Genomic DNA, 22,209 nt, shown 5'->3' on the forward strand with positions numbered 1-22,209 from the left:
GACTTTTAAATAATAGTGAGATGAAAAAATATATTATAATATTATACACCTTCTTTATTGTATCATGTGTTTTTACTTCATGTGATGACATATTGGATGTTGATCCTGAAGAAGTGTTATTGACCGAGGATTATCTTGGTGATGATAAAATTGAAGCCCGATCCGCTTTGTTCGGGGTGTTATCGCAAATGCAGGATGCCACGGAGCAATATGTGATTTTAGGCGAGCTACGTGCCGATTTAATGGATGTAGCATCAGGTGCAAAAGATGAGTTGCGAAAAATTAATTCGCACAATATTAGCGAAGATAACAGCTACGTTGATCCCACAAACTTATTTTCTATTGTAAATAACTGTAACTATGCGCTTCAACGAATGGATACTGTGGCGTACGAAAATGAGTTGTTAACCTATTATGTTTCTATTTTACGGGTTCGTACATGGGCTCAAATCCAAATAATGACTAACTATGGTAAACTACCTTATATGGTTGAGCCGGTGGAAAGTACGGAAGACTTAGAAGATAATTATCCTGTATTAACCATTGCCCAGGGGGTTGACAGTTTAATAAATAACTTACTTCCTTATAGCAACATTGATAATGTTTCGGATCTTGGTGTTGGTTCAACAATTCCTGTTAATGATCTTCTTTTAGGCGATTTGTACTTGTGGGGTGGTAATTATGTAATGGCTGCAACGTACTATAAGCAATTTCTCGATTATTATGTTAACGAAGCAGGTTCGTTATATAATCTGACTTCCACTTATGGTGTTACATATAGCGGTAAAAACGGTAATTATTCGGTTAATAAAAATAATTGGGCAAATATATTTGCCGAGGAAAATCCAGGCAGTTCTGAATATATCATGTTAACCAGATATTATGATGACTATAGGCAGTACAATACGGCCTATGAGACTTTAACTACTGAGGTAAAACCTTCAGCCGCACTGATTTCTAATTGGAGTGTGCAATACAAATATTACGATGATCTGGCCTATGAGCAAGGTGACAATAGAATACTAGGTTCTTATATTGGAGAAGGCGAGGAAGCCAGGATTACAAAATACGACTATGATTATTTTATGTTTCAGCGGGCTTCACATGTTTATTTAAAATATGCCGAGGCTATTAATGCGGCAGGTTACCCTGCTCATGCATTGGCAGTTATTAATCAAGGGGTATTTGACGATGCAGTAACAGTGGGTGCTCCACGATTTACGGGTAATACTCAGGATTTTTTGAATTTCACACAAGATGAATATGTGATAACAAATTCAAGTGGTTTACAGACCGGAGGTAATCTGGGAATTAGAGGCCGTGTAGGTATGGCACCACTTGAAATTGATGAAACTGCGGCTACATTAACAGATTCTATTGGTCAGGTAGCTTCATTTATCCTTAATGAAGCCGCTTTAGAAACAGCGTTTGAAGGAAATAGATATAGTGATTTGGTCAGAGCTTCTTTAAACTTTAATGATGCAAGCATACTAGCTAAGGCGGTTGCCTCAAAATATACAGCGGTAGGAGATTTGGGAACCGCTGCTACTATGGAGCAAAAATTGAGTGATCAGGCCAATTGGTTTCTACCGTTAACAATTCCTGAGAATTTTACAGAAGTAACAGCGGATGTGATTGAAGAAGAACTATAGGGAATATATATAGTTAAATTTGTATTTAACCCGCCATATGCATTAGAAATTCTATTACCCATTGAAAATACTTTAAAACAAGACACTTCGTTGCATCACTTCAACCCACCAGAACGATGCTCCCGAAAGTAATCGGGACAAGTGATGCCTCGTTTCAGTAATGCCTTGTTTTATTGTACTTGCCATGCTCATGACGAACCTCTAATACATAATCCGGGTTTAATGAAAAATAAAGCCTGACGCATGATCTTTTGTGTCAGGTTTTTGATTTCAGAAATATAATTTTTGACCATTACTTGATAATTAATTCCTTTATTATTCTGAATCACACTTTTAGTTATCTATGCTCATCACTAGCTTAAAAAGGTTGCATACCACCTACTATATAGTTCGCAACAATAATTATAAAACACGCAACAATCACCCTACTTTATTTAGGTATTTACATGTATTTTTATCATGTAAATTATTGAAAATCTATAAGATGAAATGAGCATGCAAATTTGATTATCCTAAATTATACTCAGCAGATAGTCTGTCCCGTTTTTCGGGAATCTAATATGTTTGAGATTTCCCCGCAGTGCTGCGGTGCGGGTTAACTGACCGATGAAAATAAATTTTAACAGATGAATAAGAGGTGGTTAATAGTACTATATGTAATTGGTATCAGCACATTATTGAATTCACAAAGTGCTTATCATATTATAGATGGACCAACAAACTTAATGCGCTTGAATAGTGCTGGTAATGATTTTGAAAGTGTAGAAATTGGCAGTGAAAGTCAAAGTTATACTTTCTGTCACTCAGTATGGGACATTGAAAACCCATGGTCGGTTGTATCGGAACAGGGTATCAATATTTATACAAAACTGGATTTGGGCAAGGTGTCGGATATCGATGCTGTTTATTTGATAAGTCCTGATTTAGAATTGAATACTTCTGAAACGTACAATTTTAATCAACACGTTTTTGGTATAGATAACGAAACATTCATGCCGTCAGGTTATGCAAAACTCCAACTAAAATTGGTAGAAGGCAGTGCTAAAGATTTTCATCCCGATTTGTTACAGGATAATTTAGGTATTGGTAATAAAATATATAGTAACACTACCGATTCCGAATTAGTGGTCGATAATATCGTACCTCAATCGAATGGCACTCATTATTTTGTGATAGGTGTAACCTATTTCTCAGTAAATCAAGGTAACACAAAGGGAATGTCCCTGGGATTTAAAAATAATACGGTTAGCAAGGATTCGGATATTGGTGTTTTTACAACCGAGGAGAAAGAGTTTAATGTATTTCCTAACCCAGCGAAAAATAATTTAAGGATTAATAATTATATAGGGGATCTCGAGATACTGGATGTCCTTGGAAATGCAGTGAGTCAGATACCCGGTTATCATGGACAAATAATAGATATTTCCTACCTAAGCAATGGCGTGTATTTGTTAGGGATGGATGGTAATTACATCCGTTTTATAAAGATATAGTGCGGAGAATAACATATTTAATCAAGGAATAATATGAGGAATTATTTTGGAATGGAATTATTGGCCTGTATTCTATATTTATCATACAATGGTAATAAGTATATATAATAAAGCTGGCCTAATGGAGCTAATGAAATTTCTATATTGCCAGGTGATTATCCAGGTATTCATTTTAAGTTAAATACAAAGGAGAAGAAGACATTCTGTTTCCTGGCGAGCTTGAGCTTGTATCACGTGATATTGTATACCGACGATGAATATGTAAAAACGCATACTCATGCGGCTATATCAGAATTTCAAATAGAAAGTTCGGACAAAAAGGATATTACATGAGAACCAAATAAAGGTTTTGCTAAGTATATTGTTTAACAGTAATCAACAGGCATGAAAAATATTTTTTGGATTTTTTTATTATTATTTTGTGTTTTAAGTCAAGCGCAAACAATATTGTTAGACACTGATTATCCTGCAGTTTCTGCTCTGAAAAAAGTAGCAGACGGTGGAAGTTTAACTCAGGAACAAAAAGCACCAACTTCTGATTCGATTACTGTAGCTAGTATCGAAGAACTTAGATTGGCCGGTCAAATGTCTGGTAGGGTAATTAATATGCTGCCAGGCGAATATGTGGTGAAAGATCATATGCCTGATGATCCTAAAACTATTTTTCATTTTAGCGGATCTAACAATGAGTTTAATTTTAATGATGTAAGAATTATCATTCCAACATCCGTGCTCAGAAACATGGGACCCGGAAGTACGCACGAGTTTGCCACCTATCGAATAGATGGCAGCAACTTGATTTTTAACGGTGGGCATTTCGAAAATACAGGTGAAGACAGGCCTTACAAGAGCCTTGCGGAATTTGAAGTTCATGGAAATAATATCTCATTTTTTGGATGTGAGATTATCATACGCGGTTCTTCACCCTATGGATATGGGGATATGTATGGTAAAGGATCAGGATCTGCTGTTGCTTTGTATAAACATTCAGCAATGTCCATCTTGGGAGATAATGTATGGGTAGATGGATGCATGTTCAAGGTATTTGCCTTTGGGCATGGTATACATATTCATGGCGCGCAAAACACGGTTATCCGAAATGTAAATATGGAAGGAGCTTTGCGTTTAACCGATGAAATATACGAAGAAACCAGTGGTCCCGCATTCGACCATGATTTTAAAAGAATGTACCCTGATTGGTACGAAGGCTCCGATATCCCCAAAGGTGAAATGCTAAGCCTTACAGAAGACGGTATTCGTGCATATCTGGATGGAACCGATGTTAATGGTGTGAGCAGGCGTACGGGCAAAATAACAGTTGAGAATTGTGTGGTGGATAAAATGCGGGGAGGTATTACCCTTACAATATCCAGTGATGGTGCTACTGTTACGGATTGTGTGGTAACGCGTTGCGATCACGGTTACAGTGTACCTTCAAACTCAGTTGTGCGAAACTGTAAAGTAGATGCAGCATTTGGGCCTATATTGAGTATTCCATATAGCAATAAGAAAAATGCGGATATTGAATTGGAATTGATCTCCGCTGAATCAGTTATGGGAACCCATAGTTTTATGGAAATATCGGGTTCAAATCATAAAATAAAAATTACTGCTACCGAGGACATGAGCATGTACACCATGCCAATGAAAATTGGTTACGTAGGATATAGATATAATGAAACAAATAGCACAGAGTCGGAGCTTCAAAGCAAACACAATGCATCCGCAATACAATTAATAAATGAAACTAGTGTGCCTGTAGAACTCACCAAATACTCATCAGGATGCACAGTAACAAGCCCTATAGCAGAGGTTGTTGATAAAGGAACAGATAATGTGGTACAAAATTGATTCAAAACAGGATAACTATTAAATTATTATAATATGAAATTAGCAATAGCTTTATTAACCGTTACACTTTTCCTGACGGGATGTGAATTTTTGGGATCTCAGAAAGAAACCACAAAAAAAAGTGCAGCGGCAAATCCGGATGGAACTTTTATCCAAAAAAAACATTTTAACAACGATCCTTCTTCTCCGGTGGAATGGAAAGTTTCACTTATGAAAAACGAAAAGGGTGAAACGGTCAGACACGGTGTTAGTATTCGTTACTCAAAGACAGGGAATGTGTACGAAAAAATAAACTATGTAAACAACAAAAAAGAAGGTAGTCGATATACCTACCATTCTAATGGAAAGATATGGAAAGAACAGGAATACAAAAGTGGCAACTTAAACGGTACTTGTAAAAGGTACGACCGTAGTGGAAACTTAACAGCCGAATATTACTACAAAGGAGGTATGGTTGGTACGGGCTTAAAAGAGTATACCAATCTCGGGAAAGAACGTGAGCAACCTGCTTTGAGCATACAAAAAATTGATGAAATCAGATCTGCTAACATGTATAAGTTAAAAGCTTCGTTGGTTGGGGAAGGTGCTAAAAGAATTAAAAATGTAGAGTTTTATGAAGGGAAACTGATCGAGGGAAAATATTTCCATAAAAACTTAACCTTATGTAATTCTAATTCCGGAAAAACCGGGATGTTTAATTATCAGGTTCCCAAAGGAGCAATATTGGATAAAACCTTTAACATTGTTGCTATAGCAACAATGTCCAGCGGCATGAAACTGATACTGCAAAAAAAAGTAAGCGTTTCGGTAAGGGGTGTGTAATTGTTGATGTCGAATTTAACAAGGGTTCGGGTGATGCTTGTAATAATGCGTTAGAAAGAGCCAATTTACAATCAACTGTTCTTACATTAGGAGATCATTCTTTTAGAGATAAACCTAGTTTAACAAGCATTAATCTCGATAAGATAGTTACCACATGAAGTAATGTTTTTGCTAACGGTATAGGTTATTCAACAGTAGGTGGATTATCAAATTGTATTACTGTAGGGGATTAAACATTTTCTCAATGTCTTGGAATTGCATCATTAGAAGTTCCATCTGTTTTATGATTGGAAATGCGGTAATATCTGTTACTTGTGGCACTTATAAAGTTGTAGGTGTTACAAGTATTAATATGGCAAATACAGTTACCTCAACTGGGACAATATTTTTAGGTAAACTATGGGATTTAACAGAAGTACAGGAGAATGGGGCGGACCCTCCAAGTGTTAGCGTTAGTGCTTCTAATTTTGTTTGGGAGTAGAGATTTTATTGAGGGGAGTATAACTTTATATGTACACCTAGACAGAGAAGGGTTTTATGAGGCGCATGATTTATGGGGATAAATTCCAGATGATAGGATTATAGAGGGAACATATATAAACTTTGTAATTGTGTAAGATATAGATAAAAACTTATATCACTTTTACAATGAAGTTAGCATTCGATGTCCCAACTGACCCCGTACAAGAATAATGGTATATCAATGAAAGGTGTTAACGAGCGTAGTGAACTCAAGGCTAGAGACATTAAAAAGTTTGTACTTTGATTTCATATGGTGCGCAATCGATTGCATTCGTTTAAGAGAAGTATTATGGTTAGGTATTTTTTACATGCAAATACTGATTGTAATAACGAATAGGAATATAGGTTTCTTATTTGAGTTAACGTGATAAAGAATATAAAAAAAAGAATTATGTGGTTGAAATATATAGTTAAAAATTGGCTGTTTCTTTTGTGTATATATGTTTCACCTATTGATTTGTTAGGTCAACATTATATGGCTGAGTTGGCTCCGGGAGAGGACTTATTTCAGGCTGTAGGTCAAAAATACGGAACGGGAGATGTATTGGTGAGCGGTAAGTTCTTTGAAAATATTTATGTGAACGACCTCGGACATCCCTATTTTAATCAGGATGAGTATAAAAAAGGACATATAGTAATTCATAATTTAAAATTTGAAGATTTAAAGCTAAAATATAATGTATGGGATCAGACATTATTAGTTCAAAGGAATAAAAACTCCAACTATAAGACATCGTATATGCCTCCGGTAGATTTTATTTCAGAGTTTGTTATTGATGGTCACCAATTTAAGAAGTGCAATTTGAATGGAAAAGGAAATTGCTTTTATGAAGAAATATATAATGGAGATATGAGTTGTTTGTGTTATTGGGAAAAAGATCGGTCTGAGTCTGCTCATAAAGTCTCGTTTATGGCACATAAGTTTTCCGAACAGAAGAAAAAATTCTACCTGATAACAAATGGGACTCACTATATCTTTAAAGGGAAAAAAACATTGATAAAACTTTTCCCGGAGCATAAAAAGCAGATATCAAAGTATATAAATGAACACGATATAAAACAATACAAATTAACGGGAACCGACATGGCAAACCTGCTTGCTTTTTGTGAAAAGATATCGAAAAACGGTTAAAACAGGAAAATTCATTATACAATCGGTATCACATCAAAGTTAATAAACAGATTTTATGCAAAAAAACACCTTAATTTTTCTGCTAACCATAGTAAGTTCTTTTGTTTATGGGCAAAAGGATTTAGTGACGCTTTCGGTTTCATTAAAAAATGCCACATTTAGTGAGTTTGTTACCGTGGTTGAAAAGCAAACTTTATATCATATCCAATATAATGATGTATGGGTTAAAGATTTAGAGGTCAGTGTTTTCGGGGTGAATTTGGAGCTTTCAAAGGTGTTAAATGACATCCTTCAAAAAAAAGGCTTAAACTTTTATATCGATAAACAAAGAAACATCATCATATACCCCGGGGAAAGAATTGTAGAAAAACTTCCCGATTATTTTTCAAAAATTAATTTATACCAATCAACTATTACCGAAACGGATGATGAATATACTGAAGCAGAGAAAAACTATATTGAAGGAAAGAAGTTCATCAGCCCAACTGTCATTAAAGTAGGTGAAGGAAAAAGGTTCACGAATGGCAAAAGATGTGCGATTCGCGGAAAAATAACCGATCAGGAAACAGGGCATGCTTTAATAGGTGCTACGGTTTATATCGAAAATGAGGATATTGGGGCGGCAACTGATATCGACGGTTACTTTAATTTAATATTAAAGCAGGGAGAATATGAAATAGTTGCCCGGTCAATGTCAATGAAAGAAAAGAAGTTTTATCTTGATGTATATTCTGATGGAGCTTTTTCCATAGCGATGGAAAAGGAGAATTTTAGTATTAAGGAAGTAAAGGTAGTGGTTGGAGCCAACAATAATGTGACCGGAATGCAGATGGGATTTGAGCGCATGACAAGTAAAAGCATTAAAAATATTCCGGTTGTAATGGGAGAGCAGGATATCCTGAAAATAGCGCAAATGCTTCCCGGAGTTCAAAGTGCCGGTGAAGGGTCTTCCGGATTGAATGTGAGAGGGGGAACGGCCGACCAAAACATGTTTTATATCAATAAAATTCCCATATATAACACATCGCACCTTTTTGGTTTCTTTTCGGCGTTTAGTTCTGATGTAGTGAACGCTTTTTCTTTATATAAAAGTAATATACCCGCAAAATATGGAGGTCGTTTATCTTCCATATTTGATATTAATACACGTAGTGGTAATAAAAAGGAACTCTATGGAAAAGGGGGGATTAGTTTTGTTACCGGACACATGGCTGTAGAGGGACCTATAAAGAAAGATAAAAGCACCTTTGTGCTAAACTACAGAGGTACATACTCAGACTGGTTGTTATCAAAGATTGACGATATTGATATTCAAAATAGTAATGCAGCCTTTTATGATTTAAGCGCATCTTTTAATACAGAGATTAACCAAAAGAACTCTTTAAAAACATTTTTCTATAGGAGTAAGGATGAATTTTCACTGGCTTCAACCGATGATTACTATTATGAAAATACAGGCGTTTCAGTCAATTGGAAACATTTGTTCTCTTCCTCACTAAATGGTGATGTATCTTTGGTACATAGCCAATATCTGAACAAACACAATGGCAAAGACAATCCGTCAGAAGCTTATACGCGGGAGTTTAAGCTGAACCATTCAGAGTTAAGGGCAGACCTGATTTATAATACAAAGAAAGACCACTTGATTTCATTTGGAGTAAACTCCATATTCTATCATCAGGATAGAGGAGATGTTTTACCGTTTAATAATGAATCTTCACGAGTTCCAATAGAAATGGGTAAGGAACGAGGTGTAGAATCGGCTCTTTATGTCAGCGATGAGTTTTCACTGTTACCAAAGTTGAAAATAAATGCCGGATTACGATTCAGTATGTTTTCATATTTGGGAGCAAAGGATGTAAATGTATATTACCCGGATTCACCTATAGATGAAAATAATATCAAAGAAACTAAGTCTTATAGCTCAGGAGAGGTAATAAAATCATATTCGAGCCTCGAACCGCGTCTTTCGCTTAATTATCAACTAGGCATTAACAATTCGGTAAAGGCTTCTTACAATAGAAACAAGCAATATGTATTTATGCTGAGCAATACAATTGCTATGGCGCCAACGGATATGTGGAAGCTTGCCGACTATCATTTAAAACCACCGGTTTCCAATCAGTTATCAATAGGTTATTATCATAATATGCCCGAAAGTGGTCTCGAAGCCTCTGTTGAAGTGTATAAAAAATACATGAATAATATAGTTGAGTATAAGGATGGTGTGGACTTTCTCTCGGGAGACCCAACTGAAATGTTATTGCTGCAAGGGAATCAGGATGTTGAAGGTTTGGAATTTATGCTTAAAAAACCAAGTGGTGTGTTCTCGGGAAGAATGTCCTATACTTATTCAAAATCAATGGTTAAGGTGGATAATGATTTGCCGTCAGAGACGATTAATAACGGAAGGGCATATCCATCTAATTATGACCGGCCACACAGTTTTAATCTTACCGCCACATTACGTTCAAATATGCGCCTGAGTTTTTCAACCATTGTTGATTATAGTACGGGTAGACCCATCACATACCCCATTACATCTTATCAGTCAAACGGTCAGGAGATACTGTATTACTCTGATCGTAATGGATATAGGATACCGGACTATTTTAGGGTAGATTTATCGGTAAACCTGGAAGGTAATTTACGCCGAAAGAAAGCGATACATAGCTTTTGGACGTTAAATATCTATAATGTTACCGGCCGAAAAAATGCCTATTCGGTGTACTACGAATCGAATAATGGCGATATGCAGGCTTATAAATTATCCATATTCGGACAACCTATCGTCAGCCTATCATGGAATTTTAAATTTGGGAACTATGCTAAAGAATAAGTATTTATCAATAATATATCGCAATAAGCTCATTAAAAATATGGTGTTTCATTCCATACTTTTAAGAAATTATAAGTTGCTGCGGACTGCAACTGTGTTCCTATTGAGTGTGATGATATACGGTTGTATTGAAGTATACAATCCGCCTATTCAGGGTAATACGGAGTTTTTGGTGGTGGATGGAAGTATTGTTAAAGGCAACAGTATACAAACAGTGTTGGTATCCAAATCAACTTCTCTTAATGAAAGTGCTATCAATTGGGTATCTGGATGCACTGTGTGGGCAACCAATGCCGAGGGCGAGGAATTTACCTACGAAGAAGCAAGCGATGGTAATTATCATGCTGAAATACCGCCAGAGGCACTGCCGTTTGGAAGTCAGTTTATGATCAACGTTATCACACCAGAAGGAAAAGAGTATGCCTCCGATTTCGAAACGCTCTATGAAAGTAGCCCTGTGGATAGCCTCTATTTTATTGAGGAGGCATATCAATCATCATCCTTAACAAGTCAGAGTGGTTTGCAATATTATGCCGATCTAAAAGCAGAGGAAAGTGCAACTGGCTATTATCGATGGATATTGGAGGAAACATGGGAACATCATTCGCCATATTTAATAGCAGAAATGCGTTATTCCGATGATTACACGGGCAGTATTTATTTTGAAGAACCTACGGATAGTTTATCGGTTTGTTATACTACAAAGGAAGTGTCGGATTTGTATACAGCATCAACAGATAATTTATCATCTAATGAGAAAAAGAAAATTCCTCTAATCTACGCTTCGGGCATCAAATTAAATTATAACTATAGTGTTTTGGTTAAGCAGTATGCAATGAGCATGACGGCTTACGATTATTGGAGTAAGACACAAGTAATTGTTTCAGAAGGAAGCGGTTTACATCAAACCCAACCAAGTTCAGTAACGGGTAACATTTGTAACGTGAACGATGCGGATGAGGTAGTTTTAGGTTTCTTTTGGGCAGCTTCATACTCAGAAAAACGATTAAATTTTAAAGGCCCGCTAAATGAAATGCTTAATGAAAATTGTGAACTCGAAGAATATGATCCGGATGACCCACCACTTTATGAACCAATTTATTTTGATGTCAATGGTATGATAGCATCTCCAATTTGTTTTGATTGTACCTATGGGGGAGGATCATTGATTAAACCAGATTTTTTTGAGTAGTAATTCAAATATATCATTGATATAAAACTTAGCTAATGAATAAAAGCACACATATTTTATATACCGTTGTTTTCCTATTGAGTTTATTTAAAATAACTGCTGCTCAAGAAGTGAAACAACCTTCGCATATACCAATAATGTCGAATAGGCTTCATGAGGAGGTCACTTTATTTACCGACCGTTCCATTTATGCGGTAGGAGAAGATATCTTTCTACAAGCTAATTATCGTAAAAATATTGTTTCAGATAGGGAATTTAGTACTGTACTTTATGTTGAATTAATAAAACCTGATGGTATGCCAGTTCAACAATTAAAATGGCCTATCGATGGAAATAAAGCAGTTGGGACTGTGCAAATCCCCAATAATTTGTTGACCGGTATTTATTATTTAAAAGCATATACGAGGTGGATGAGGAATTATCCTACTGAATCATATGCTTATTCACAAGTGAAGATTATAAATCCGACCAGCCCGGTATTAAATCAAAATCATAAACGAAGCGAAGATTCTATAAAATATTGTGAGGTAAGTGAAATTCCAAACTTTGAAATTAACCTGGACAAGTTGAAGTATTTACCAGGTGAGAGAATTAATGTTGAATTGAAAACGGATAATAATAGTGGCCAAGTAAACAATTATTGTGTTGCAGTGGTGAAAGAAGGTGCCAAAAATTTGACGGAAACATGTATAATCCAAAACTATAAGAACCCTGGTGAAGGAGAGGATGCTTATTTTATGCCAGAGATAAATGGACTGGCTATAAGTGGAACAGTACTGAATTCAACAGATAAACAACCTGTTGATAATGCATTGGTTAGTTTGGCACTATTAGGTAAAAATCCGGTTTTTGAAATAGTATATACTGATATTAAAGGTCGTTTTTATTTGCAAGTACCGGATAAAACTGGCGCTGATGAATTATTTATTAATGCAGAAAAGAATGACTTGAATCTTACTATAGAGATCGATTTGGATTTTTGTAATCGTGCGGTAAATTTGAATCATGTTGAGTTCTCTCTTTCTGAAAAGGAGAAACTTGTCGCGGAGGAGATTTGTATTAATGCACAAATAAATCAGTTGTTTGAGAGTGTAAGCGAACTTGATAATACCAATGTAGAAAAGGATGGGGTAAGTTTTTTTGGTGAGCCTGACAAAACTTTTTACACAGAAGAATACATAGACCTTGTGAGTATTAAGGATTTTATCCATGAACTAATACCGGAAATAAAGAATGCAAAAGAAAAACTGACTTTATTCTCTAATAATGGTCAAATAAATAGTTTACGTTCTCAGCCTTTTCTTTTGTTAGTAGACAATGTTTCTATATCGGATGAGGATGTTTTTTTAAATATTATTACATCCAAAGTTGAACGTATTGAATTAATTAATAGTGGTTATATAGTAGGTGATCAGGCCTATTGCGGTATAATTAGTGTTTTTTCTAAGAACAACGATATGGCAGGTGTTGAGTTACCTAAAAACGGGATGTTTTTTAAATGTGCATTACTCGACAAGAATAAAAAAGTTATAGGTGCTGAATCGGAAAATCCAGCAGATAGCATTAGCCCAGACAGAAGAAACTGCCTTTTTTGGGATTCAAATTTGAGTTTTAATGACGCGCTAACACAGTATTATTCATTTTCCACATCTGATATTCCTGGAACCTATCAAATTATAGTACATGGAATAGATAAGAATGGTGAAGAATATCAAGTAAGTAAGATAAGTTTTGAAGTTGAGAAGTAAAATATAGAAATACAATCGTACATCGCATTGTTAAGTTTTTTTTACTTGACGGTGTGCTTTTTGATAAATACGAGGTGATTTTGGTAATGTAGGTATTTATTTCAAGTTAAATATAAAGGACAAGCCATTCTGTTCTTTTCCGAACTTAATATTTTATACCGACGATGAATACGTAAAAATGCGTAATTGTTAACCTATCAAAGTATTATAAATAGTAAGTGCAGGCAAAAAAGATATTGTATGAGAAGCAAATATCGGTTTGCTAAGTATTTTATTAAACTGTAATCAACAGGCATGAAAAATATTTTTTGGATTATTCCAGTATTATTTTGGGCTTTAGGTCAAGCCCCAAAGTAGAGGTTGTTGATAAAGGAACAGATAATGTGGTAAAAAAAATATAATGAATGGGAAATATTGGCCGTGACCACGCCGGCAACTGTTTCCATTGAAAAAACAAAGCAAAGCCTGATGCTTGTAGGCGATCAACCCGTGGTTGTGAAAATTCCGGTTACAGCCTACTTTAAACCGGGCAAAATGCATTTGTTCCGGCAGGATGGTTCGTATATTGAACGTAACGGTAATATGAACAGACAAAATATATACCAGGTGGAGTTTCGATTGGCAGAACCTTGTAAAAAAGCTCTAATCATTTCAAACTAACATAAGGTGTGAAAAAATAAAAACATAAATAAAGGTTAGATACTATTAATTATATTTTATATGAAATTGATTTTAAACAAAACAAAACAAAATAACATGAAATTAAGTAAGATATTAACTTTGTTACTCTTGATGTTTTTCACTTTGCATTCCTCGGCTTTTTCAAGAACCGTTAATTCACTGAAAGAATTATTGCCATACCTGGATGATGACCATGTGAATGTGGTTTTAAAACCGGGAACCTATTCAATTACAACGGAAGATATCAAGGGGGGAACATACGGAACAAGTGATTGTGAAGACAGGGCTAAGATTTTGTTGCTTTTTTCGGGAAGTAACAGTACATACGATTTTACCGGTGTAACCCTTAATATTGAAACCGCTGTATTTAATTGTTTTGGAAAATACAGGGTGCATGAGGTAGTAGTAACCGGTAACAACAATGTTTTAAAAAATCTTACCATGGTAGATGTTGGTTCGGTGTATGATGGACCCAATAAAGGAGCATTAGGGGTATGTATGGATGGAAAAGATAACCTTATTGAAGGCTTTCACATGACGGTTAAAGGATCCTATCCATATGGTTATGGCGATGCTTTTGGTAAAGGAGGCAAGAACAATATGATAAACCACCGTAAACACTCTGCTTTTCTTGTGCGTGGTTTACGAAATCATGCAAAAAACTGTACCATCATTCATCGATCATATGGACATTGTATGTTTATGCAGGCGGCCAGTTACCCAACCATCGAAGGTTGTGTTATTGAAGGAGCCGTGCGTAAAACAGATGATATGCTGGCAGAAACATCAGGTCCGGCATTCGATATTGATTTTATGACTACCTGGGGATATAGGCTGCCAGCCGGATATATGCTTAGTCTGGGAGAAGCAGGTATTCGTGCGTATAATGGGGGCACTACTATTATTGATGGCGAAATAATTAAGAGAGGAACTGATAATCCTACTATATTGAATTGTACCATTAAAAATATGCGCACAGGCGTAACAGTTGCCCATGCTACCGGAAAGAAATATGTTGAAGGTTGTATTGTTATTGGATGTGAAAACGGCTATTCTTTAGGAAATGGCGATGTGGTTAATTGTAAAGCCGATTGTGCTTATGGGCCTGTTTATGCGAGCACTTATGGAAATGACAAAGGTTACCATGCGGATATTACCATCATACCTGCTGAAAATGGCTACTATAACGGATCTGGTAGTGTAGCATATATTGGTGGGAGTGGTCATAAGATTACCCTGAAAGGATCATCTGAAGCTGTTGAAAATGGGTTGCGCATAATGGTTGGTGGGGATAAAGGAAACATTCGTTTATTGAACGGAAATTTTCCGCACCAAAATAATTTTAAAGGGGCAGATTTTGAATTGAATAACCTAACTGATTATCCGGTTTATCTCTCGCCTAAGAGTTCAGGAGTTAAGGTAAAATCAAAAGGTAAAGTGATTGACGAGGGTATTGGTAACCAAATAAAATAAGTTTCGGCAGGAAAACCCCAAGTACTGCGTTACGCCGGCCTAAAAATACGCATTCCGAGTATGTTTTTGTTTCAATTAAAACCTACTAAACCTATTTCGGGACTCCGTTTTTTCAGGCTTGGCTGTACAAGCCTTGTTTTTGAGGCTTTCTTGTTAAAGACTTGAGTAAAGGTAAGTTTTCTTGCAGGTGCTAAACTAAATCCATCATCTAATTATATAAAATCAAAATGAATTTAAAATCAATTATAGGGTTGCTTATTGTATTGCTTGGATTAGGTGCATGTAACAACTTTCATCCGAATGACTATAAGAACAGTAATTTATCTGATGCCCAACGTGCCGAAAACCTCTTGAGTCAGTTAAACCTTCAGGAAAAGATCAGCCAGATGCGTATTTTTCATTCCGGTAACCGTATACATCTTAATAAAGAAGGGGAACTTGATGTAAATGATGAGGCAAAAGAGTATATCGAAAATGGAATTGCAGGCATTAAGAATGCAGGAACTGCATATGATCCAAAGCAAGGTGCTATTTTGTGCAATAAACTTCAGAAATATATAATAGAGCACAACCGTTTCGGTATTCCTGCGATGTTTATTATAGAGTGTTATAATGGCGTGGAAGCCAAAGGGAATACACATTTTAGCAGGCCACTGACCATGGCTTCGTCGTTTAATACGGAGCTGGTAAAGCAACTGTGGGACGCACTTGGCCGGGAAGCACGGATACGTGGCCTTCATATGTGTCATTCTCCCGAGGCAGACCTGGTTAGGGATCCTCGTTTTGGTCGTATGACGGAAACATTTGGCGAAGACCCCTATCTGACCTCTCGCATGGTGGTAAGCGCGGTAAAAGGTGTGCAGGGCCATAACCTGGGCTTAAAAAGCACGCATATTGGTGCCGTAACCAAGCACTTTGCCGGATATGCACAAGTGCAAGGAGGAAAAAACTTTGCTTCTATGCAAATGTCCCCCCGAAGTTTTGTTGACGAAATATTACCTCCCTTTAAAGCTGCCGTAAAAGAAGCTAAAACGTTGGGTATTATGGCATCGCATGCCGATATAAACGGAGTTGCGAGTCATGCCAACCGAAAGTTGCTTACAGACACTTTAAAAAATTACTGGGGCTTTGATGGATACGTGGTTTCCGATGCCACAGATATTGAGCGCCTTCACCATTTTATGAAAGTAGCTGAATCATTTGAAGCTGCTGCAGAAATGGCGCTTAAGGCAGGGATGGATATCGATTTATATGGAAATGATGGTTATGCCTTATTGGAAAATATGGTGGAGGATAAACCGGAATTACTGGAATTAATTGATGATGCCGTAAGGCGGGTGTTACTCACAAAATTCAAGTTAGGTTTATTCGATAACCCGTATGTAGATGTTTCTTTGGCACAGCAAAAAACAAGAACAAAAGAAACGTTGGATTTGGCGCTAGAAGTCGATTTGGAATCCATAATACTGTTAAAGAATGAAAATAGAACACTACCCATGCATCCTATGGCCTATAAGCATATTGCAGTCATTGGTCCCAATGCCGATAAAGAAAATATTACCGCGATTAAAAATCAGCTTCCGGAGGGGGTTAAAGTGAGTTATGCCAAAGGATGCGGAATCAGCAAGCCGGTGCGAATGCCCACCCTTTATAGTTTAGAAGAAGATAAGCCATTGATCAAGGAGGCCGTGCAACTGGCAAAAAAAGCGGATGTTGTTTTGTTGTTTGTAGGAGGGGACCATAAAACGGCCAAAGAGGCATACTTTGTTTCCGACGAATATGGCGATCGGGCAGAACTTAATCCCGTAGGGCAACAAAATTTATTATTGGAAGAACTTAAAAAGACAGGGAAAAAAGTGGTGGTTATTTTGGAACACCGGCGAACCCTTTCGATTGTTGATATGGCAGAAAAGGCTGATGCCATTATCGATTGTTGGGATTTAAGCGAAAGAGGAAAAGAAGCAATAGCAAAAATATTGTTCGGAGAGGTCAACCCTTCGGGAAAACTGACGGTTACAGTGCCCCAATCAGTAGGTCAGCTTCCAGCTTATTATTACCAAAAGCACATTAATTATAAAAAAGGATATCTGTTCGCTAAAAACCAACCTTTATTTCCTTTTGGGTTTGGTTTGAGTTATACTCAATTTCGTTATTCAAACCTGAGTATATCGGATACGATAGTAGGTATTGGAGATTCGGTCCAGGTGAGCGTGGATATTACCAATGTTGGAGATGTTGCAGGAAAGGAAGTGTGTCAGATATACCTGCAAGATGAATATGCCACGGTACTGCAACCAATTCGAGCCCTAAAAGGATTTGAAAAAGTTACGCTTAAGCCTGGAGAAACACAAACAATCAAATTTAATATAACGCCTGATAACATGTCATTTACCGGTATTGATATGCAACAAAAAGTAGAAGCGGGCAGGTTTAATGTTTTTGTTGGCGGATCTTCCGATACCGATCAAATGTTGAGTTATAATTTAAGGGAGTAATATTGTATGAATAATTGACCGTTGAGTTAGTGGCATCAGGGAAGAAGGGGTAAGTTTACAGTGGTTACTGAAAAAGAAGAGAATTCAAATGCTTTTAAATCCGATGTTGAGGCAGCTTATTTAAATGCGCTAATTTCACAGGAAACGGGATTGACTTCCACTCAAAAGAAGGTTCTAGTGCTCCTGAATTATCATTGTTGGTAACAGAGTATCACATAGGAATTGAAGATCACAAAGCGGAAAATATTCGTGTATTTCCAAATCTGTTAAAAAATAAAGCGCAAGTAATGCTTGGACAGGGGGGGTATGGGCGTATTGCAATTTATAATTTAATAGGCAGTAAATTAGATTTAATAAGTGTAAATGTTTTTGATGTTAAAGCAGAACTTGATTTTAGTGAGTATGCAAATGGATTTTATTTAATAGCTTGTGAAAAAGATAATAATGTACAATTGATTAAAGTTATTAACGAAGAGTAAATATCTTGCAGGCTAATTTATTAATATGAAAATTAAATCTTGGGATAGCATTCTTAAATCCGTAATTAACCTCGTTTTAATCGGATTATTACTACTTTCTGCCGGGGCTTGGAGAGGACGTGTATTTGGAATTTCTTTAAAAGATAAAGTAAGTAAAGAATATATCGTTGGGCTTGAGCCTGAAGATTGTAAAAGCTTTTTCCCTAATGTAGATGCCATGAAAAGGGTAAACAATTTTCAGTTTAATATTTTCAATCATTCAGATGTATTAATAGGTTATGCTTTTACTTATAAAGGAGAACATGGCTATGGAGGTCGTGTGCCTGTTATAACTTTTACTGATGTTAATGATACGATATGCGGTATTCTGTTGGGAGAGAATTATGAAAGTGAAAATTATCTGGCTGATGCGGTAAAAAAAGGCATTCTAAAAAAATGGAACGGTCTTCAACGCAATCAAATAAAAAGTTTACCGGTTGACGCCGTTGCCGGAGCCACAATTACGAGTCATGCTATTATTTCGGGAGTACAAAATTCAGCTGCAACAATTCAGGTTAAGCCAAAGATTAATTTTTGGAAGGTCGAGAATATTGTTTCCTTGCTGCTCTTGGTCGTCCTTGTCATTGCCTGCTTTCTTCCTCAAAAAATGATGAAATACAGAACTGTACTGCAATTGTTAACAGTACTTGTTTTTGGTTTCTGGCTAGGAAGGCTGATCTCGTTTGTTCAGATCATAAATTGGTTATCGGGAGGCGTTAACTGGCAGCTCCAGTTGATCATGATTATTCTGGTGGCCTCGGCGAGTGTAATCCCAATCGTTTTTGGTAAAGCTTTTTATTGTTCATGGGTGTGTCCTTATGGGGCAGTGCAGGAACTATGCGGGAAAGCGTGTTCAAAAAAGATTCGGATTTCGCCCAGGGGAACAAAAATTCTGAAGCCTTTGAGGGAGAGAATATTTTTGGTTTTATTGGTGAGTTTATGGACAGGATACTCATATGATTTAACATTAATAGAGCCATTCACCATATTTTCCATAACAAAAGTGAGCCTTTGGGTTATTGGGTTCGCCTCATTCTTTCTGGTGCTGGCAATGTTTATTCCCAAAGCCTGGTGCAGGTTCTTTTGTCCTGTCGGATTTATGCTGGAATGGATTCGTAAATAAATAATAACATTTTGATTTAATGATAACTTATGAAGAGTGATAAAATTCTAAGTCTGGTTTTGGCTGTTACCTTGCTCATTTTGGTAATAAAAATAAACCGTTTTGATTTTCTTCAATCAAGTGATACGAATGTTATAATTGAACAAACACAAAAGAATCAGACGATAGTTGAGTCTCCTGTTGGGTTAAAAGCAGGAACGCATCAAACATGGGTGTCCTTAACCGTGGCTGAAAGCAAACGTCTGATTGCAAAGGGACTGGTGGTGTACCCGCCAGTAAAGGAACGCTTGAGAAACGGTAAGATTATTCTGACCAAAGGAACAACCAACACATATGTAGCCGAAGAAATGATCAAGGACTCCCTAAACAGCGGGGAATACGTGTATGGGTATATCAGTCCTGCCAAATCGGATAAAAAAGTGGATAGAAGTAAAAAGCGCAATGAATTGGTTTTTGTAAACGGAACGATATCCGACATTGACTATCAAGAAATATTGCCGGAAATGAAAGAAGGTGATATCATAATAAAAGGAGCTAATATCATCAATCATCAAAAAGGACAGGCTGCCATACTGATTGGTCATCCAACCGGTGGAACTACTGGAAATATTTACCCTTTTGTACAAGAAAAGAAACTTCGCTTTATTATTCCGGCAGGACTAGAAAAGGAATCTTCCGGGAATATTGATCTAATGAGCAGGTATAGCAAAATAGAACACGAAAAAGTAGATCGAAAGACACCGTGGCTTTGGAGTGTTAAAGGAGAGTTATTTACCGAAATCGAAGCCATAAAGCAGTTTGCGGAACTGGAAGTCATACATTATGGTTCCGGTGGAATTGGCGGTGCAGAGGGAGCTGTATCGCTTCTTTTAAGGGGATCAAAAGGCGAAATTAATAAAGCGTTGAGAATCATAGAATCCATTCAGGGGGAAGAGCCTTATTTAAAATAAAGTTCTTGTTGCCTGTTTCGGGCATGGATAAAACTATAAATTTGTAACATAACATGAACAGGTTAATATCGATTATACTCGGATTATTGCTTACCGGAATTTGTTCGGCTGTGGAATTAACCATGCCGGCAATATTCAACGATCACATGGTGGTGCAGCAAGGCCAGGAAGTACCGGTTTGGGGAACCTCTGATGCAGGTGCAACGGTTGAAGTTTCTTTTGCGGGCCAAACAAACAGCGTTAAAGTAAATGCAAATGGCCGCTGGCAGGTGGTTCTTAGTCCGTTGAAGGCATCGGCTGTTTCTAAAACCATGACGATCTCTGCGTTGTTGAATGGTGACAGTGCAGCCGTGGAAATTACGGATGTGTTGGTGGGAGAGGTTTGGTTTGCCGGCGGACAATCCAATATGTATCGTCCTTTTAGGATGTTGATTGGGAAAGCCAAAGAGCCTAAATATGAGCCATTAGTAGAATATTTAAGAAAAGAAGAGGCTAATGCAAACGATACTTTATTACGTCAGTTTAGAGTAGGTAAGGACTGTAGTGTTCTCAAAGAAAAGTACCTGGGTAAAGGAACATGGTCTAAAGCCGTAAAAGGACCTGTACATGAATTTTGTGGGACAGCTTATTTCTTTGCCCGCGAATTACGTCGTGAATTGAATGTGCCTGTGGCAATTATAGCTTGTAATCTGGGCGGTACAAAAGTGGAACCTTGGATACCGATGCATTCTTATCAAATCAATGAAACACTTAAATCGTTTTACAAGAATGAGATAGATAGCTATCAGCAAGCTTTGGCTAACTGGGACCAGGAAAAAGTGAATAAAGAATTTGAGCAAGAGATGGCTAATTGGAAATTGAAAGCGCAGGAGGCCAAACAGAAGGGTGAAAACGAGCCGAGAAAGCCTCCTAAACCAGAACATCCTGATAGGAATAAACAAACCGCTTCAACCTTGTATAATGGAATGATTCACACGGTAGTTCCTTTTGCTATAAAGGGAGCCATCTGGTATCAGGGCGAGAGCAACGGAAATAACTTACCGGAGCAATATGCCATGCGACTGTCTGCCATGGTCAATGGTTGGCGTAAAGCTTGGGATCAGGAGAAGTTATATTTCTATTATTGTCAGCTGGCCAATTATAAAGATCCAAATGCAGATCCTCTTGAAGAGGTTGATGGCTGGGTAACCGTGCAGGATCAGATGCGACGGGCAATGGAAATACCAAATTCGGGAATGGCCGTGTTAAATGATATTGGAGAAGCAAAAGATATTCATCCTAAAAACAAGATGGATGTAGGAAAAAGACTGTCCTTGTGGGCATTGAATAAAGCCTATGGAAAAAAAATAGTTTGCAGTGGCCCTATTTACAAGACCTCAAAGATTAAGGATAATAAAGTAATTATAACTTTTAACCATGCCGGTTCTGGCTTAATGGTAGGCAAAAAACACTTGATGGAACCAACTGTGGCCGTAAATGAACCTTTAAAACGTTTCCAGATTTGCGGGTTGGATAGAAAGTGGAAATGGGCGCAAGCAAAGATTATTGGTAAAAATAAAGTTGAAGTATCTCATCCGGAAATCTTATATCCCGCAGAGGTTCGTTATGCCTGGTCTTCAAACCCGGAGGGTGTAAATTTATATAACAAAGAGGGTTTGCCTTCATCGCTTTTTACAACAGTAAAATAATTTAATAGAGGATCAACAAGAAAGTATAAA

At 36.9% G+C, this 22,209-nt stretch carries 16 protein-coding genes; all 16 read left to right on the forward strand.

Annotated elements, in window-relative coordinates; translation table 11 throughout:
- The first annotated feature begins 20 nt into the window (after window positions 1-20).
- The 16 genes from ACRD64_RS13305 to ACRD64_RS13380 all read left to right on the forward strand — a co-directional run bounded on the left by ACRD64_RS13305 (window position 21) and on the right by ACRD64_RS13380 (window position 22,179).
- Complete coding sequence (locus ACRD64_RS13305; RefSeq protein WP_430933877.1) at window positions 21-1,652, forward strand: hypothetical protein; 1,632 nt, start codon at window positions 21-23, stop codon at window positions 1,650-1,652.
- 626 nt (window positions 1,653-2,278) lie between these two features.
- A complete protein-coding gene (locus tag ACRD64_RS13310; protein WP_430933878.1) occupies window positions 2,279-3,145 on the forward strand; it encodes a T9SS type A sorting domain-containing protein in 867 nt (288 codons plus the stop codon).
- Between the two features lie 384 nt (window positions 3,146-3,529).
- Complete coding sequence (locus tag ACRD64_RS13315) at window positions 3,530-4,996, forward strand: hypothetical protein (protein WP_430933880.1); 1,467 nt, start codon at window positions 3,530-3,532, stop codon at window positions 4,994-4,996.
- Window positions 4,997-5,029: 33 nt separating this feature from the next.
- Window positions 5,030-5,818, forward strand: coding sequence for a toxin-antitoxin system YwqK family antitoxin (locus ACRD64_RS13320; protein ID WP_430933881.1), 789 nt, complete (start codon window positions 5,030-5,032; stop codon window positions 5,816-5,818).
- Between the two features lie 244 nt (window positions 5,819-6,062).
- Window positions 6,063-6,299, forward strand: a complete 237-nt coding sequence (locus ACRD64_RS13325; protein ID WP_430933882.1) for a hypothetical protein — start codon at window positions 6,063-6,065, stop codon at window positions 6,297-6,299.
- A 432-nt stretch (window positions 6,300-6,731) separates the two neighbouring features.
- The gene (locus tag ACRD64_RS13330) at window positions 6,732-7,472 is read left to right on the forward strand and encodes a hypothetical protein (protein WP_430933883.1); all 741 of its coding nucleotides are present in this window, start codon (window positions 6,732-6,734) and stop codon (window positions 7,470-7,472) included.
- A 55-nt stretch (window positions 7,473-7,527) separates the two neighbouring features.
- Window positions 7,528-10,311 (forward strand): TonB-dependent receptor, encoded by a 2,784-nt coding sequence (locus ACRD64_RS13335; RefSeq protein ID WP_430933885.1) that lies wholly within the window; start codon window positions 7,528-7,530, stop codon window positions 10,309-10,311.
- Window positions 10,298-11,503: a DUF4249 domain-containing protein gene (locus ACRD64_RS13340; protein ID WP_430933886.1), complete on the forward strand. Its 1,206-nt coding sequence runs from the start codon at window positions 10,298-10,300 to the stop codon at window positions 11,501-11,503. Before ACRD64_RS13335 ends, ACRD64_RS13340 begins: the two co-directional genes overlap by 14 nt.
- 35 nt (window positions 11,504-11,538) lie before the next feature.
- Complete coding sequence (locus ACRD64_RS13345) at window positions 11,539-13,251, forward strand: hypothetical protein (RefSeq protein ID WP_430933887.1); 1,713 nt, start codon at window positions 11,539-11,541, stop codon at window positions 13,249-13,251.
- Window positions 13,252-13,665: 414 nt separating this feature from the next.
- The gene (locus tag ACRD64_RS13350; protein ID WP_430933888.1) at window positions 13,666-13,911 is read left to right on the forward strand and encodes a hypothetical protein; all 246 of its coding nucleotides are present in this window, start codon (window positions 13,666-13,668) and stop codon (window positions 13,909-13,911) included.
- A gap of 96 nt (window positions 13,912-14,007) precedes the next feature.
- Window positions 14,008-15,405, forward strand: a complete 1,398-nt coding sequence (locus ACRD64_RS13355; RefSeq protein WP_430933889.1) for a hypothetical protein — start codon at window positions 14,008-14,010, stop codon at window positions 15,403-15,405.
- Window positions 15,406-15,632: 227 nt separating this feature from the next.
- Entirely contained in the window at window positions 15,633-17,900 is a 2,268-nt protein-coding gene (locus tag ACRD64_RS13360) for a glycoside hydrolase family 3 N-terminal domain-containing protein (RefSeq protein WP_430933890.1), read from the forward strand.
- Window positions 17,901-18,097: 197 nt separating this feature from the next.
- Window positions 18,098-18,379 (forward strand): hypothetical protein, encoded by a 282-nt coding sequence (locus ACRD64_RS13365; RefSeq protein WP_430933891.1) that lies wholly within the window; start codon window positions 18,098-18,100, stop codon window positions 18,377-18,379.
- A 25-nt stretch (window positions 18,380-18,404) separates the two neighbouring features.
- A complete protein-coding gene (locus ACRD64_RS13370; RefSeq protein ID WP_430933892.1) occupies window positions 18,405-19,541 on the forward strand; it encodes a 4Fe-4S binding protein in 1,137 nt (378 codons plus the stop codon).
- A 29-nt stretch (window positions 19,542-19,570) separates the two neighbouring features.
- A complete protein-coding gene (locus ACRD64_RS13375) occupies window positions 19,571-20,491 on the forward strand; it encodes a hypothetical protein (protein ID WP_430933893.1) in 921 nt (306 codons plus the stop codon).
- A gap of 53 nt (window positions 20,492-20,544) precedes the next feature.
- Window positions 20,545-22,179: a sialate O-acetylesterase gene (locus ACRD64_RS13380; RefSeq protein ID WP_430933894.1), complete on the forward strand. Its 1,635-nt coding sequence runs from the start codon at window positions 20,545-20,547 to the stop codon at window positions 22,177-22,179.
- The last annotated feature ends 30 nt before the right edge of the window (window positions 22,180-22,209 follow it).

Origin of the sequence: Saccharicrinis sp. 156 (assembly GCF_050589685.1) — a bacterium.
Lineage (GTDB): Bacteria > Bacteroidota > Bacteroidia > Bacteroidales > Marinilabiliaceae > Saccharicrinis.

Bases quoted from the DNA above. Each gene is read 5' to 3' on its own strand.
- ACRD64_RS13320 (WP_430933881.1), top strand. From the start codon at position 5,030: ATGAAATTAGCAATAGCTTTATTAACCGTTACACTTTTCCTGACGGGA.
- ACRD64_RS13345 (WP_430933887.1), top strand. From the start codon at position 11,539: ATGAATAAAAGCACACATATTTTATATACCGTTGTTTTCCTATTGAGT.
- ACRD64_RS13360 (WP_430933890.1), top strand. From the start codon at position 15,633: ATGAATTTAAAATCAATTATAGGGTTGCTTATTGTATTGCTTGGATTA.
- ACRD64_RS13340 (WP_430933886.1), top strand. From the start codon at position 10,298: ATGCTAAAGAATAAGTATTTATCAATAATATATCGCAATAAGCTCATT.
- ACRD64_RS13375 (WP_430933893.1), top strand. From the start codon at position 19,571: ATGAAGAGTGATAAAATTCTAAGTCTGGTTTTGGCTGTTACCTTGCTC.
- ACRD64_RS13325 (WP_430933882.1), top strand. From the start codon at position 6,063: ATGTCTTGGAATTGCATCATTAGAAGTTCCATCTGTTTTATGATTGGA.
- ACRD64_RS13305 (WP_430933877.1), top strand. From the start codon at position 21: ATGAAAAAATATATTATAATATTATACACCTTCTTTATTGTATCATGT.
- ACRD64_RS13315 (WP_430933880.1), top strand. From the start codon at position 3,530: ATGAAAAATATTTTTTGGATTTTTTTATTATTATTTTGTGTTTTAAGT.
- ACRD64_RS13310 (WP_430933878.1), top strand. From the start codon at position 2,279: ATGAATAAGAGGTGGTTAATAGTACTATATGTAATTGGTATCAGCACA.
- ACRD64_RS13370 (WP_430933892.1), top strand. From the start codon at position 18,405: ATGAAAATTAAATCTTGGGATAGCATTCTTAAATCCGTAATTAACCTC.
- ACRD64_RS13380 (WP_430933894.1), top strand. From the start codon at position 20,545: ATGAACAGGTTAATATCGATTATACTCGGATTATTGCTTACCGGAATT.
- ACRD64_RS13355 (WP_430933889.1), top strand. From the start codon at position 14,008: ATGAAATTAAGTAAGATATTAACTTTGTTACTCTTGATGTTTTTCACT.
- ACRD64_RS13335 (WP_430933885.1), top strand. From the start codon at position 7,528: ATGCAAAAAAACACCTTAATTTTTCTGCTAACCATAGTAAGTTCTTTT.
- ACRD64_RS13330 (WP_430933883.1), top strand. From the start codon at position 6,732: ATGTGGTTGAAATATATAGTTAAAAATTGGCTGTTTCTTTTGTGTATA.